The sequence below is a fragment of the Bacteroides muris (ex Afrizal et al. 2022) genome (genome assembly GCF_004793475.1).
Taxonomy (GTDB): domain Bacteria; phylum Bacteroidota; class Bacteroidia; order Bacteroidales; family Bacteroidaceae; genus Bacteroides; species Bacteroides muris.
The window spans coordinates 11,780-26,630 of record NZ_SRYZ01000033.1; the positions used below are offsets into that span (position 1 = coordinate 11,780).

At 46.1% G+C, this 14,851-nt stretch carries 13 protein-coding genes; 1 reads left to right on the plus strand and 12 read right to left on the minus strand.

Annotated elements, in window-relative coordinates:
* The first annotated feature begins 302 nt into the window (after positions 1-302).
* Positions 303-2,813, plus strand: a complete 2,511-nt coding sequence (locus E5355_RS13340) for a glycoside hydrolase family 9 protein (RefSeq protein WP_136010746.1) — start codon at positions 303-305, stop codon at positions 2,811-2,813.
* 171 nt (positions 2,814-2,984) lie between these two features.
* Here E5355_RS13340 and E5355_RS13345 read toward each other — a convergent pair whose 3' ends face one another.
* From E5355_RS13345 to E5355_RS13395, 12 genes are all read right to left on the minus strand, one after another.
* On the minus strand, positions 2,985-4,004 hold the full coding sequence (locus tag E5355_RS13345) for a threonine aldolase family protein (RefSeq protein ID WP_136010747.1): 1,020 nt from the start codon (positions 4,002-4,004) through the stop codon (positions 2,985-2,987).
* A gap of 158 nt (positions 4,005-4,162) precedes the next feature.
* Positions 4,163-4,381: a winged helix-turn-helix domain-containing protein gene (locus tag E5355_RS13350; protein ID WP_136010748.1), complete on the minus strand. Its 219-nt coding sequence runs from the start codon at positions 4,379-4,381 to the stop codon at positions 4,163-4,165.
* A 255-nt stretch (positions 4,382-4,636) separates the two neighbouring features.
* On the minus strand, positions 4,637-6,274 hold the full coding sequence (groL, locus tag E5355_RS13355; RefSeq protein WP_136010749.1) for a chaperonin GroEL: 1,638 nt from the start codon (positions 6,272-6,274) through the stop codon (positions 4,637-4,639).
* 42 nt (positions 6,275-6,316) lie between these two features.
* Complete coding sequence (locus E5355_RS13360; RefSeq protein ID WP_004290132.1) at positions 6,317-6,589, minus strand: co-chaperone GroES; 273 nt, start codon at positions 6,587-6,589, stop codon at positions 6,317-6,319.
* A gap of 246 nt (positions 6,590-6,835) precedes the next feature.
* Positions 6,836-7,597: an EFR1 family ferrodoxin gene (locus tag E5355_RS13365; protein WP_136010750.1), complete on the minus strand. Its 762-nt coding sequence runs from the start codon at positions 7,595-7,597 to the stop codon at positions 6,836-6,838.
* Between the two features lie 48 nt (positions 7,598-7,645).
* Positions 7,646-7,804 (minus strand): hypothetical protein, encoded by a 159-nt coding sequence (locus E5355_RS19495; RefSeq protein WP_168354335.1) that lies wholly within the window; start codon positions 7,802-7,804, stop codon positions 7,646-7,648.
* Positions 7,805-7,952: 148 nt separating this feature from the next.
* Positions 7,953-9,314 (minus strand): histidine--tRNA ligase, encoded by a 1,362-nt coding sequence (hisS, locus tag E5355_RS13370; RefSeq protein WP_136010751.1) that lies wholly within the window; start codon positions 9,312-9,314, stop codon positions 7,953-7,955.
* 728 nt (positions 9,315-10,042) lie between these two features.
* Entirely contained in the window at positions 10,043-10,738 is a 696-nt protein-coding gene (locus tag E5355_RS13375; RefSeq protein WP_136010752.1) for a zinc metallopeptidase, read from the minus strand.
* Between the two features lie 141 nt (positions 10,739-10,879).
* Positions 10,880-12,184: an alpha-L-fucosidase gene (locus tag E5355_RS13380; protein WP_136010753.1), complete on the minus strand. Its 1,305-nt coding sequence runs from the start codon at positions 12,182-12,184 to the stop codon at positions 10,880-10,882.
* A 103-nt stretch (positions 12,185-12,287) separates the two neighbouring features.
* A complete protein-coding gene (locus E5355_RS13385; protein ID WP_136010754.1) occupies positions 12,288-13,559 on the minus strand; it encodes an adenylosuccinate synthase in 1,272 nt (423 codons plus the stop codon).
* Entirely contained in the window at positions 13,556-14,044 is a 489-nt protein-coding gene (locus tag E5355_RS13390) for a Fur family transcriptional regulator (RefSeq protein ID WP_136010755.1), read from the minus strand. The genes E5355_RS13385 and E5355_RS13390 overlap by 4 nt, the downstream gene beginning before the upstream one ends.
* 128 nt (positions 14,045-14,172) lie before the next feature.
* Positions 14,173-14,847 (minus strand): DNA alkylation repair protein, encoded by a 675-nt coding sequence (locus E5355_RS13395; RefSeq protein WP_136010756.1) that lies wholly within the window; start codon positions 14,845-14,847, stop codon positions 14,173-14,175.
* Positions 14,848-14,851: the final 4 nt, after the last annotated feature.

Sequence of the window (14,851 nt, forward strand, 5' to 3'; positions counted from 1 at the left end):
TTAGTTTTATTGTCTAAATACCATAAAACAAATAACACGCCAATTTGTTTTACGCATCACTAAAATAAGTAAACGAAAATCAAAAAGTAACACCAAGCACAACAACTACATGATAAACAAATATTTAGTTTCAGCCAAACACTTATTTCACGTCTATAAAATACCAAAATAGTGTAAACGACACCTAATATCGTCTAATTATTCATCCTAAATCTTCCTAAAATTGACAGAAAATGCTTTATTTGTAATAAGGAAAATTTGTTTTATATATAATCCCCAACCTTAGATTAAAAACCCCCATTATGAAAAGTAATTATTGGATCCTAACGGTAATATTCGCTCTCGTAGCCCTGCCGGGCAAAGCAGGCGAATGGATCAGAATCAACCAACTCGGCTATTTGCCGCAATCCGTCAAAGTCGCTGTATTCATGAGCGAGGAAGGAACAAACGTAGGAAATTATTCATTGATTGACGCTTTCACCGGAAAGGTGGTGCGTACCTTCAACACAGCCAAGGCCACCGGCAAACTGGGTGGAATGAAAAGTACCTACCGCTTGGACTTCAGTAATTTTACAGAACCGGGAACTTATTACCTGAAAGCAGGCAAAACCGTTTCCCCCCGCTTCCCCATCAATGCACACGTTTACAACGGCACAGCGGATTTCCTTCTAAACTACATGCGCCAGCAACGCTGCGGTTACAATCCTTTCCTGAAAGACAGTTGCCACATACACGACGGCTACATAGTATATCATCCTACCAAAACCGGACAACATATAGATGTCCGCGGAGGCTGGCACGATGCTACGGACTATCTGCAATACACCACCACCTCTGCCAATGCCATCTATCAGATGATGTTCGCTTATCAGGAAAACCCCGAATCTTTCGGTGATGCGTATGATGCAGCCGGCCTTCCCGGTGCCAACGGTATCCCGGACATTGTGGACGAAATCAAATGGGGATTGGACTGGCTGAACCGTATGAATCCGGCTCCGGGCGAGCTGTACAACCAGATAGCCGACGACCGTGACCATGCCGGAATGCGCCTCCCCAACAAAGACCTGGTGGATTACGGCTACGGACCGGGCAAGGGACGCCCCGTTTACTTTTGCAGTGGCGAACCGCAAGTACGCGGAAAATTCAGGAACGCAACGACCGGAGTGGCAAGCACTGCCGGAAAATTTGCCTCCTGCTTCGCCTTAGGTGCCAAAATACTGAAAGGCTACTATCCCGAATTTGCAGCAGAAATCGAAGCCAAGGCCGATGCCGCCTATCAAGAAGGAGTCAAGAAACCGGGAGCATGCCAGACTGCCTCTGTCTTGTCTCCCTACATTTACGAAGAGGACAACTGGGTGGACGATATGGAACTGGGTGCCATGGAGCTGTACAAAGCCACCGGCGACAACAAATATCTGGCCCAAGCCCTTGAATACGGACGCCGCGAACCAGTGACTCCCTGGATGGGCGCCGACAGCGCACGCCACTACCAATGGTATCCGTTCATGAACATGGGCCACTACCATCTTGCCAAAGTAGACAACAGCCGCATCAGCAAGGAATTTATCCGCAACATGCGTACGGGTATCGAACGCACATACGAGAAAGCGGTAGAAAACCCCTTCTTGCACGGTATACCCTACATCTGGTGTTCCAACAACCTGACTACCGCCATGCTGACCCAATGCCGGCTGTACCGTGAAACCACCGGCGATGACACGTACGCCGAAATGGAAGCCTCCTTGCGCGACTGGCTGTTCGGCTGTAACCCTTGGGGAACCAGCATGATTGTGGAACTTCCCCTTTACGGAGACTATCCCTCGCAACCCCACTCCTCACTGCTGAATGCAGGCGTGGGCAATACTACTGGCGGACTGGTAGACGGTCCTGTCTATCGTACCATCTTTGAAAACCTGCGCGGCGTCAACATGACGGGAATTCCCGGAACTCCCGGACAAGACTACGAACGCTTCCAACCGGACCTGATGGTATATCACGACGCTCTCCACGACTATTCTACCAATGAGCCTACCATGGACGGAACCGCCTGCCTCACGTACTACCTCTCTGCCATGCAGAAGGATGGGATGAAGCAAGCCGGTATCCCAAATGACAAGAATGTATATGTGGACGGAGGAATCATCCGCACCGACCCTTCGAAAAAGCAAATCACCCTCGTATTCACTGCCGCCGACAAAGCAGACGGTGCCGATGCCATCATCAGTACCTTGAAGAAGCATGGCATCAAAGGCGGTTTCTTCTTTACCGGAGAGTTCTACGAGCTCTATCCCGATGTAGTGAAACGCCTGCTCGACGAAGGGCATTTTGTAGGCAGCCACAGTTACGGACATTTGTTGTACATGCCTTGGGAAGACCGTGATTCTCTGCTGGTCACCCGCGAAGAGTTTGAGAACGACATCATGAAAAGCTACGAGACCCTCCGCAAGGCAGGCATTGAATACAAGGACGCTCCCGTCTATATTCCTCCTTACGAATACTATAACAAGGAAATATCCGCCTGGGCAAAGAACATGGGTATTCAAGTTATCAACTATACCCCCGGCACCATGAGCAATGCCGACTACACCACTCCGGACATGGGACAGAAGTACCGAAGCAGCAAGTTCATCTACGACAAGATTATGGAGGTGGAAAAGAAGGAAGGCCTGAACGGGCACCTGATGCTGATACACTTCGGAACGGACGACCGCCGCACGGACAAGTTCTACAATGGTTATCTGGACAAGATGATTAAGACGCTGAAACAAAAAGGCTACACATTTGTACCGGTCTGCGAGGCTGTCGGTATATAAACATACTCTAACAAAGATTTATTGGAAAGGTTAGTTAAAAAGGTTATCATGCAAAGGTATTTAAGGTAAATATTCAATCGGTTTGTTTTCAGTAAACCTTCCCCTACCCCCAAAAGGGGAAAGTTTTAAAGTAAGCTCCCAGCCTGTGAAGGTTAGGAGCTTTTACATATTTCAGAGAAGCCTTTTTACCGACTGCAGCAATTGCCCGATATCTTCTTCCGTAGTATCAAAAGAGGTCACAAAACGAATTTCGTGGATGGTCTCATCCCAGAAGTAGAAAAAATAGTCCTTCAACAGTTCGTCAATCACCGGACGGGGCATCGTAAGGAAAAGCTGGTTACTTTCCACCTTCTGCGTAAAATGCACACCTGGTAACCCCTTCAATCCGGCATAAAGAATCTTAGCCATACGGTTGGCATGCGCGGCATTTCTCAGCCAAAGGCTGTCCGTCAGGTAAGCAGTGAACTGGCAGGACAGATAGCGAAGTTTGGATGCGAGCTGTGCTGACTGCTTACGCACAAAACAAGCTTCCTTCTTCAAGGCTGGATTAAAGACAATCACACTCTCTCCCAGCATCAGTCCGTTCTTCGTACCGCCGAAGCTAAGGATATCTATTCCGCAATCCACTGTCAACTCCCTAAAACCAAGATTCAGGGCTGCACAAGCATTTGCCAGACGGGCCCCGTCCATGTGGACATACATGCTATGCCGATGAGCCAAATCCGTCAAAGCCCGTAGCTCGTCCGGCTTATAGACAGTGCCCAACTCCGAACATTGCGAAATATAAATGGCTCCGGGCTGCGAATGATGCTGCTCACCGAAATGACACAGATAAGGACGGACTAAATCAGGGGTCAACTTGCCATCAGGGGTAGCAACAGGACGAATCTGACAGCCTGTCATGCGGGCAGGAGCACCACATTCGTCCACATAGATATGTGCAGTCTCTGCACAAATGATAGAGTTATAAGGACGGGTACACAGTTGCAAAGCCACTGCATTACTGCCCGTACCGTTGAATACAAACAACGGTTCGCAATCCGGCGTAAACGCTTCCCTTATTTTACGGACAGCCTCCTCTGTCCAAGGGTCATCCCCATAACCAACAGCATGGTCACGGTTGGCCCGGTCCAGCGCCTCCATTACCTGCGGATGTACGCCTGAATTATTGTCTGAAGCAAAACTTCTCATACTCATTCTGTTTTTGTTTATTGAAAAGAATATGCAAAGGAAAGAATATTCCTCAATATGAAGAAACAAAGGAGCACAGATTTCATCCTCCGGTGAAAAATGCTTCCACACTACGAAACCTGTGCTCCCCCAATCAGTCTATTTAATCAGTTCCTCTTTTATCCGATATAAACGTTTACCCCCAACGAAACATAAAGTTCATCCTCTTCCTGATGAATTTCAATCTTGTCCTCACGAGCAAGCCACCCCAATGCAGCTCCCAGTTCCTTGTCTTTCAGCCCGGAATTCCTCTTCAAAGAATCGTAGCTCCACCTGGTATAATCGTTAAGCAACTGCCAAATTTTTCCAGCATTCAGTCCGATTTCGTTCTTGTCCATTTTTCTCTTTAATTAAAAAGGTTAATAGTTCTTATTGATTAGGTTATCTTTACGAAAGGTAAAGATATGATTTTTTATTTTACTAACAACAAAAACGAACAAAAGATATGAAAACTAATCATCTTTGTAACACTTTTGTAATATTACACGCTTTTTATTAATAATCAAGAAGGTAAATAGAACAAAAAAACCGCAGTATCTATCAAAAAGACACTGCGGTTCTCCTATTTGATTAAGCAATCAGGGAAAACGATCTTACATCATTCCGCCCATGCCTCCCATTCCGGGAGCCCCCATCGGCATCTCGGGCTTATCTTCTTTCTTCTCTACGATTACGCATTCTGTAGTCAGGAACATGCCGGCAATAGAAGCGGCATTCTCAAGAGCCACACGAGTAACCTTGGCAGGATCTACCACACCGGCTGCATGCAGGTTTTCGTAAACATCGGTACGGGCATTGTAACCGAAGTCAGCCTTGCCTTCGCGTACTTTCTGTACGACAACAGCACCTTCTTTACCAGCGTTGGCAACAATCTGACGCAACGGTTCTTCGATAGCACGCTTGATGATGTCGATACCTGTTGTTTCGTCCACATTATCACCTTTGAAGCCTTCCAATGCATCCAGTGCACGGATATAGGCTACACCACCGCCAGGAACGATACCTTCTTCGATAGCGGCACGGGTAGCACGAAGCGCATCGTCTACGCGATCTTTCTTTTCCTTCATTTCAACCTCAGAAGCAGCACCTACATAAAGAACTGCTACACCACCAGACAACTTGGCCAGACGTTCCTGTAGTTTTTCCTTATCATAATCAGACTTCGTAGCTACAATCTGAGCCTTGATTTGTTCGCAACGCTCCTTGATGTTTTCTTTATCACCGGCACCGTTCACAATGGTTGTATTGTCCTTGGAAACAGTGACTTTGTCAGCAGTACCCAACATTTCAATAGTAGCTTGTTCCAGCTTCAGACCTTTTTCTTCGCTGATGACAACACCACCGGTCAATACTGCAATATCTTCCAACATTTCCTTGCGACGGTCACCGAAACCCGGAGCCTTCACTGCACAAATCTTCAACTGAGAACGCAGACGGTTTACAACCAAAGTTGTCAGCGCTTCGCTATCCACATCTTCTGCAATAACCAGCAAAGGACGACCGGTCTGTACTGCCGGTTCGAGGATAGGCAGGAAATCTTTCAGGTTGGAAATCTTCTTATCATAAATCAGAATGTACGGTTTTTCCATTTCGCACTCCATCTTCTCCGTATTGGTAACGAAGTAAGCAGAGAGGTAACCACGGTCGAACTGCATACCTTCAACCACACCGATAGTAGTATCAGTACCCTTTGCCTCTTCGATAGTGATAACACCGTCTTTGGAAACTTTGCGCATAGCGTCTGCAATCAGCTTGCCGATAACGGGGTCGTTGTTGGCAGAAACGGAAGCTACTTGCTCAATCCTGTCATAGTTGTCACCTACTGTTTCCGCCTGGCCTTTGATAGAATCAACCACTTTGGCAACAGCCTTGTCAATACCGCGTTTGATATCCATCGGACTTGCACCGGCAGTTACGTTCTTCAGCCCTTCGGCTACGATGGCTTGAGCCAGAACAGTAGCAGTAGTAGTACCGTCACCTGCATCATCACCAGTCTTGGAAGCGACTTCCTTCACCAACTGTGCACCGGTATTCTGATATGCGTCTGCCAATTCAACTTCTTTAGCTACTGTTACACCATCTTTTGTGATGTGGGGAGCACCGAATTTCTTTTCGATAATAACATTGCGACCTTTAGGGCCGAGGGTTACTTTTACTGCATTTGCCAGTGTATCGATACCTTTCTTCAATTGGTCACGGGCATCGATATTGAATAATATTTCTTTTGCCATAATATGATAAACAAATTAAGAATTAATAATTAAAGAATGAAATTATCCCAAAACAGCGAGCACATCGCTTTGGCGCATGATGAGGTACTTGGTTCCTTCCACTTCCAATTCGGTACCGGCATACTTGCCATACAGCACTGTGTCACCAACCTTCAACACCATTTCTTCGTCTTTTGTTCCGTTGCCTACTGCAATAACTTCACCTTTCAAAGGTTTCTCTTTCGCTGTATCAGGAATAATGATACCGCCAATTGTTTTTTCTTCTGCAGGTGCAGGGAGTATCAGCACTCTGTCTGCTAATGGTTTAATGTTCATAGTCTTTTTGTTTTATATGTTATACATTTATTATAATAGTAATTTTGCTTTAAACAAGCAATAAAGAACTTACGAAAACCGTGCCAAACAGACAAGCTGATTGTTTGGCAGACAAAGGCTGACAAAATGGCAAGATATACAACGATATTTGCTATCTTTAGGCAGCTCATCCAACATCTTCTCCGTGATAGCTAAAGGAAACATAGCATTGCCCAAGACAGTCTTTCCCGCACTTATTCTGCTGATTTATGCAGGAGTGGTGAACCGACAAAGGTAACTTTCCAACCGATACCGCCCCTTCTTCCGTGTCGCTTTTCCATACTGTATCACTTTCCGGGGGCAAAAATGCAAACAAGCCATACAATGAATGCACTGCTTTCCCCACACCGGATACCCATCCACCAACCGGATATTGCCTACCGGACACGACTTGCTGCATATTCCGCAAGAGATGCAACCCTCATCGACATGGAAATTCCTTGTACCAATGACAAAACGAACAAACAAAGGATTCACAATATACGTTTTCAGCCAGGCAGCACTGCCTTCATGCACATTCCAGACCCTCTTCCGTGCAATGACATCTTCGGCAATCGAAGCAATGGCATGCCGTGCGTTCTCTATCTTCTTGCGGCAAAGCGCCTCATCGTCCAAATTGAACATCGGTACGTAGGTATTGGGCATTGCAACAGACCAGGCAGCATCCAGCGAAAAATGCGCTGCCAGGCGGTTCATTCCCTTTCCCATATCGTCCCCGCATGTACACACGGCATAACGATAGCAGCAGTCCGGCAACCGGAGCTGCGACAAAAAATCAATCAAAACACGGGGTGCATACCAGGAGTGTACCGGAAAAACGACACCCAATCTGTCGACTTCCATCAGTCCTGCGGGTATCGGGCCTTGCTTCAGGCAATCAACAATGCTGACAGCAGTATCATGCGTAGCCTCTGCAAGCAATTCTGCAATCCAGCGCGAGTTTCCGGTTGCGGTAAAATAAAGTATCATCGGCAATATGTTTTGCCGACAAAGGTAATGATTTGACTTGAATTCCTTTTATTCCAGCAGCTCTTCTATGGAATAATTTTCCCAGAACGCTCTTGTAGAATGTACCAATGAACTGCCCATATAGAGCAGAAACAATGCCGCTATAACAATCATCAGGAAACTGACGAGGGCATTGTGTTTTTCTTGCTTAAGCTCAACAGAAACCATAAGAACCTCCTTTTTTTTGTCAGTACAAAGATAAATGCAGGATGTTTCATTTCTCCTACGCCACTATTACAAATACCTATATTCGTGCCATAAATATACAAAAAAAGGAGCAACCTTGTGCTCCTTTTTTTGTATATTTCAGTTTTTATTATTTCAGTTCGCTAACCAGCTCTTGAGGAGTGACCATTTTCTGCTCACCAGTCTCCATGTTTTTCAATGTCACCTTACCCTCATTCATCTCATTCTCACCTACCAAGGCCACAAACGGAATGGCTTTGGAGTTTGCATATCCCATCTGTTTCTTCATCTTGCTTGCATCGGGGAAAATCTCGGCACGAATACCTGCCGCACGTACTTCAGCAAGCACATTCATAGAGAATGCAGCTTCTTTCTCACCAAAGTTGATAAACAGCAGCTGAGTACCGTTCACCGCTTCTTTCGGATAAAGGTCGAGCTGGTTCAGCACATCAAAGATGCGGTCTGCACCGAACGAGATGCCGACACCACTGACACCGGACAAGCCGAATACACCCGTCAAGTTGTCATAACGTCCTCCGCCGGTGATACTGCCGATTTGCACATCAAGCGCCTTTACTTCGAAGATGGCACCGGTATAGTAATTCAAGCCACGGGCCAATGTCAAATCCAGTTCGATTTCATTCTTCAAGCCGAGGCTTTTCAGGGTAGAAAGGATGAATTCACTCTCTTCCACACCCTTCAGTCCTGTTTCACTTGCAGCAAGGACTTCTTTCAAGGTAGCGAGTTTCTCTTCATTACTGCCGTTCAGCAGAATGATGGGTTGCAGTTTGGCAATAGCCTCGTCGCTGATACCTTTCTCCTTCAACTCGGCGTTGACATTGTCCAGACCTATCTTATCCAACTTATCGATGGCCACGGTAATATCCACAATCTTGTCAGACTCACCGATGATTTCGGCAATGCCGCTCAATATCTTGCGATTGTTAATCTTGATACAGACACGGATGCCGAAGCGGGTGAATACCGTGTCTACAATCTGCATCAGTTCCACTTCGTTCAACAGGGAATCACTGCCTACCACGTCAGCGTCGCATTGATAGAACTCACGATAACGCCCTTTCTGCGGACGGTCGGCGCGCCACACGGGTTGTATCTGATAACGCTTGAAGGGGAAAGTGATTTCATCGCGATGCATCACCACGTAGCGGGCAAAAGGCACTGTGAGGTCATAGCGCAAACCTTTCTCGCAGAACTTACTGGCAAGCTTCACCGCATTACGGCTCAACAGTTCTTCATCTGTCAGTCCGGAGAAGTAATCACCGGAATTCTGTATCTTGAACAAGAGCTTGTCTCCTTCCTCACCATACTTCCCCATCAAGGTAGAAAGCATTTCCATCGAGGGCGTTTCTATCTGCTGGAAGCCATAGAGGTGATACACTTCACGAATCGTATTGAATATATAGTTACGCTTCGCCATTTCTACAGGCGAGAAGTCACGGGTTCCTTTAGGGATACTTGGTTTTGCTGCCATAATCAGTTCAATTACTTTAAAATCGGACGACAAAGTTACAGTATTTTATTGAGGATGAAAAGAGAAAGCTAAGGAATTGTAATGCGACAATATTCACTTCTGAACTAAGTGTTCATTTTCGGGCAAAGTTTGATTCAGCATATAACTATATATCAAGCATTTGCTATTTAGGCACAACATTTATACTGTTCTGCATCAAAATAACATTAAAAAATATATTCATGATGCGGCAAATCTACCTGTTGTTCTCATTATTGCTTTGTTGCAATACCCTCTGTTGGTTGCAAAATCAAAGAAGACCATGAACTGAAAGATGAATTCTACAAGGCTTTCAACAAAGAAAAGTTTATGAATCTCTATTTGCGACCCTCTGTCGTTTTGAAATCGCCATATGTAAAGTTCAAAGCAACAGAATGGTCTCTCTATGCAGAGCCGGGGGGCATGCTGAATGTGCCATACCAGAGAGTATGTATTGAGAAAACTCAAAATCCGATGCTAACTGATTTACATCAGCACAAACAAAGACCAATGGCTTGCCATTGATGTACGACTTGACATTTATATGGAATAGGGCCATGTGGTTTCAGCGAGAAGCCATTTATGCAGGGGCGCATACCCTACGCAATCATATGACTTCTGATATTCCACAGCTTTTTCATACTTAAAAGCCAAATCCAGCGCTTTACCGCTCAGGATTTGGCCAGTTTTTATGCCTGTATCATGTGCGTTCAATCTCTGCGTCCCAAGAATATCATGATATAATAAATCAGCGTAGCAAGCGAACCGAGAGCAGCCACTACATATGTATAGGCAGCCGAGCGGAGTGCATCTTCAGCTTGTGCATGATTGTATGAATTCGTAATGCCTGAGTTGCTAAGCCATACCAGCGCACGCTTACTTGCATTGATTTCCACCGGCAAGGTAATGAAGCTGAACAAAGTAGTCAATGCAAACAATATAATGCCTGCCAGCAGCAATTGCGGGAAGGAGTTCAGCATCAAGATACCAGCCAGCAGCAACCACGTCATCCACTGTGAGGCAAAAGAGACTACCGGTACCAGCTTGCTGCGCATTGTCAACGGAGCGTATGCACGCGCATGCTGCACGGCGTGACCACATTCGTGGGCTGCAACGGCAGCAGCCATGATGCTGTTACTGCTATAAACACCCTCACTCAAGTTTACTGTCTTATTGACAGGATTATAATGATCCGTCAGATGTCCGGGAGTATGCGTCACGGTCACATCATAAATGCCATTATCGTGCAGCATCTTCAAGGCCACGTCTGCTCCCGTCATTCCGTTGCCAGTAGGGATTTTAGAGTACTTCTTGAATTTGTTCTGAAGATTCATCTGTACCAGCCAGCTGACGACGGCAATACCGATAAAAATAATCCATTGCATTCCTATCATTCCTGTTCCCATAATTTTCTTTCTTTAAATTGTGAATAAATCAGTCGTTTCTTATTGTATAACAAATAGTCTGCCAAAAATAAAAGGAAACGGTGAGCAATGCCAGCGTTTCCTTTATCTTTTAGGAAGAATTAAAGATTTCTGATTTCCGATTTATTTTTCAATCTCCACCTCTATCACTTTATCAATATCCGTCGGAACCTCCGGCAAGTAGAGCATCACCCCTCCTTCACACTTACGGAACTTCACTGGAAGACGGTCGGCATATCCCACTGCCTTCTTCACTTTCTTGCCTCCCAACGGCAGGAAAAGAGCCTTGTCCTGCAATTCGAGGATATGCACGTATAATTTATTTTCTCTTTGTGTAGTGACTCCCCAAGGATGCGGAGCAATGCAGCCGCCACGGGTTCCGTAGATGGTTTCACCGTATACCTTCATCCATTCTCCTACTTCTGCCAGACGCTGCAATGCAACAGCAGGCAGCTCACCGTCCGGCTGAGGACCGATATTCATCAGCAGGTTGGCATCTTTACCGGCGGCCTTCACCAAATAGTGTATCAGTGTTTCAGCAGATTTATAATCCTGGTCTGTAATCTTGTATCCCCACATACCGTTCATTGTTTCGCAAGTTTCAAGAGGCAAGGCGCTGATATCCTGACCGGAGAGTCCAGCGCGGTTCTCACCCGGCAGGTCGCGTTCAAAGATTTGTATATCCTCACCCTCAAAAGGCACCTGATGGTGATTATTCCCCACCAGACAGGCCGGTTGCAGACGGTGTATCAAGGCATACTGCTCGGGCAGTTGCCAATCAAAATCAGGATTCTGGTCCTGGTCCCACCAACCATCGAACCAGATAGCACCGATTTCACCGTAGTTCGTCAGCAACTCCGTCAACTGGTTGTTCATAAATTTATAATAACTGTTCCAGTCTCCCTTCGGATTCGGGCGCCCCGTTCCGCGTCCGGTACGTCCCCACGGAGCATCTTCACGAAACCAGTCGATGTGCGAATAGTAGAGATGCAGACGGATGCCCTGCTTGTGGCACTCGTCTGCCAATTCTTTCAGAATATCCCTCTTGAAAGGAGTGGCATCTATGATATTATAATCGGAATAACGGGTATGAAACATAGAGAAACCTTCGTGATGGCGAGTGGTGAAGCAGATATATTTCGCACCCGAAGCCTTAATGGCAGCCACCCACTTGGCGGCATCAAATTTGGAAGGATAGAATCCACCTGCCAACTTGGCATATTCTCTATAGTTCAAATCCTTGTTGGTCATAGTCCATTCACCGGTTGCCAACATGCTGTACAGCCCCCAATGCAGGAAAATGCCAAACTTATTATCCCGGAATTCCTGACGGGATTTCAGATTTTCCCCAGTAGGCTGATAAGCCTGCGAGTGTACGGAGGCCGCGAAAGCCACCAATAGCAGAAAAGATAAAAAACGTGTTCTCATGGCAATAAATAAAAAAGGTATGGATTATCGTTTCACACGAATCTTCAGATGAAGCCGCGAAAACCCTGTAATCCATACCTAAGGTTATCAGAATTATTTCTTCTTATTCTTCTGTATAGCGTTCAATAGTTTGTTCACGGTCGGGACCCACAGAAACAATCTTGATGGGCACACCAAGTTGCTCTTCCAGGAATGACAAGTATGCATTGAATTCTTCCGGGAACTCATCTTCACTCTGCATCTTGGTCATATCCGTCTGCCAACCGGGAAGCTCTACATAAACCGGCTCTACAGCCTCGTTGATATCGAACGGGAAGTAATCGATTTCTTCCCCATCCATCTTGTAAGCAACACAAGCCTTGATGGTTTCAAAAGAATCGAGTACATCGCTCTTCATCATAATCAGTTTGGTAACACCGTCTACCATAATAGCATATTTCAACGCCACCAGGTCAATCCAACCACAACGGCGCTTACGTCCTGTCACAGAACCGAACTCATGACCCAGCGTGCAAATCTGGTCACCGGTCTTGTCGAACAGTTCTGTCGGGAACGGACCGGCACCTACACGCGTACAATAGGCCTTGAAAATGCCATATACCTCACCAATCTTGTTGGGAGCAATACCCAGACCGGTACAAGCACCAGCACAGACCGTATTGGAAGAAGTGACAAACGGATAAGAACCGAAATCAATGTCCAGCATTGTGCCCTGCGCACCTTCGCACAATACAGACTTGCCGGCAGCCAGCAGATTATTCATCTCGTGTTCGCTGTCCACCAGCCGGAATTGTTTCAGGTATTCGATACCTTCGAACCATGCCTTCTCCATTTCCGCAAGGTCATACTCATAATTCAGGCTCTTCAATATCTGTTCATGACGGGCCTTGGCCGCTGCATACTTCTTGTCAAAGTCATGCAGAATGTCGCCTACACGTACACCGTTACGGCTGATTTTATCCGTATAAGTCGGTCCGATACCTTTTCCGGTCGTTCCTACCTTCGCATCTCCTTTGGCTGCTTCGTACGCAGCATCCAGTATGCGGTGAGTCGGCATAATGAGATGTGCCTTCTTGGAAATGTGCAATCGTTCCTTCAAGTTATGCCCGGACGCTTCCAATGATTCGGCTTCCGCCTTGAAGAGAGCCGGGTCGAGCACCACGCCGTTACCGATGATATTTACCTTGTCCCCCTGGAATATTCCAGACGGAATGGAACGGAGCACATACTTCTGTCCTTCAAACTCGAGTGTATGTCCGGCATTCGGTCCGCCTTGAAAACGAGCTACGACATCGTATCTCGGAGTTAACACATCAACGACTTTTCCTTTGCCTTCGTCGCCCCATTGCAATCCTAATAATACGTCTACTTTCATTTTTCTTTTTTATGGTTATTACTCTTTTTCTTCCGTTTATTGGCCCGGTCACACTTGCTGCACAACCCATACATATATAAGGAATAGTGCGTAAGATTAAAACGGCTCAGTTTGGTATTCTCAATGGCATGCTGCAACTCCCCGTTCTGAAACTCGGTCACCTTTCCGCACTGAGTGCATATCTGGTGATGGTGCGTATCGCGATTATAAGATTTTTCGTATTGGGAAGAGTTGCCGAACTGATGCTTGATAACCAGACGAGCATTTATTAGCAAAATGATGGTATTGTAAAGCGTTGCACGGCTGACGCGGAAATTTTCCTGGTCGGCCATCTGTGAATAGAGCGTGTCGATATCAAAATGCCCGTCTATGGAGTAAATGGTATCAAGTATAGCATAACGTTCGGGAGTCTTCCGATGCCCGTTCGCATTCAGATATTCAGTGAATATCTGCCTAACTGTATCTTTCACATTCTGACTTTCCATTTGACGGCGCAGTTTTACAGCCAACAAAGTTAATCCTTTTTTGTGGAAAGCAAACGAGAAAGAGATAAAAATTGCGATAAGGGGAATATTCCCTTACCGCATCAATATTCTATAAGCTTAGAATCAATCTAATAAATTTCCTCTTTTACAAGATTATATAGCAATTGCTCTACATCAGAAGAAGAATTGTCCATGCCTTCCACCCTGCGGCAAACTTGAAAAGAATTGTCCTCGTTTTGCTGCATAAAGCGGCGGATGGCAGTCATGGCAGCATTGCGCACATGATAGGAACCCGACAAAAAAGCCGTTATTGCCTGGTCGAGGAACTCATTCTCAACCCGTTCGCTCATATCCCCTTTCTTCATCAACAGACGGGCAATGGTGAGGAAACCGCAGACCTGCGTGTATTCGTCCTCGCTCGCAATCCAATGGAAAGACTTGGCAGGGGCATAAGGAAGATGTTGGAATAAATTCATGCTGGTAAGTTCCGCGATTTCGATGTTACGGATATCTTCCACCCAGATATCGGCTATCTCGGGCAGGAAACTCTCTGCCGGCTGCAAAAGTCCCGCCAGTATTTTGCACTCTCTGATATCTTCTTTCCACAAAGCCTGAGCCAGGGAGTGGTCTTTCTCATAATCTGCAGCAATACTCTTGATGCGGGGCAGCTCCACGCCAAAGTTCAGCTTATATACCAGTCCTTTCTCACGCATACTTTGGGACACAGCTCCGTTCATGGAGAGGCGGAGCCGTGTCTTTATATCTTTCAGCTGCTGACGCAGCCGTTCTTTAGCATCTATCATACAT

Coding starts and splice junctions, on each gene's coding strand:
- E5355_RS13340 (WP_136010746.1), top strand. CDS start 303: ATGAAAAGTAATTATTGGATCCTAACGGTAATATTCGCTCTCGTAGCC.
- E5355_RS13345 (WP_136010747.1), bottom strand. CDS start 4,004: ATGAGAAGTTTTGCTTCAGACAATAATTCAGGCGTACATCCGCAGGTA.
- E5355_RS13350 (WP_136010748.1), bottom strand. CDS start 4,381: ATGGACAAGAACGAAATCGGACTGAATGCTGGAAAAATTTGGCAGTTG.
- groL (WP_136010749.1), bottom strand. CDS start 6,274: ATGGCAAAAGAAATATTATTCAATATCGATGCCCGTGACCAATTGAAG.
- E5355_RS13360 (WP_004290132.1), bottom strand. CDS start 6,589: ATGAACATTAAACCATTAGCAGACAGAGTGCTGATACTCCCTGCACCT.
- E5355_RS13365 (WP_136010750.1), bottom strand. CDS start 7,597: ATGATACTTTATTTTACCGCAACCGGAAACTCGCGCTGGATTGCAGAA.
- E5355_RS19495 (WP_168354335.1), bottom strand. CDS start 7,804: ATGGTTTCTGTTGAGCTTAAGCAAGAAAAACACAATGCCCTCGTCAGT.
- hisS (WP_136010751.1), bottom strand. CDS start 9,314: ATGGCAGCAAAACCAAGTATCCCTAAAGGAACCCGTGACTTCTCGCCT.
- E5355_RS13375 (WP_136010752.1), bottom strand. CDS start 10,738: ATGGGAACAGGAATGATAGGAATGCAATGGATTATTTTTATCGGTATT.
- E5355_RS13380 (WP_136010753.1), bottom strand. CDS start 12,184: ATGAGAACACGTTTTTTATCTTTTCTGCTATTGGTGGCTTTCGCGGCC.
- E5355_RS13385 (WP_136010754.1), bottom strand. CDS start 13,559: ATGAAAGTAGACGTATTATTAGGATTGCAATGGGGCGACGAAGGCAAA.
- E5355_RS13390 (WP_136010755.1), bottom strand. CDS start 14,044: ATGGAAAGTCAGAATGTGAAAGATACAGTTAGGCAGATATTCACTGAA.
- E5355_RS13395 (WP_136010756.1), bottom strand. CDS start 14,847: ATGATAGATGCTAAAGAACGGCTGCGTCAGCAGCTGAAAGATATAAAG.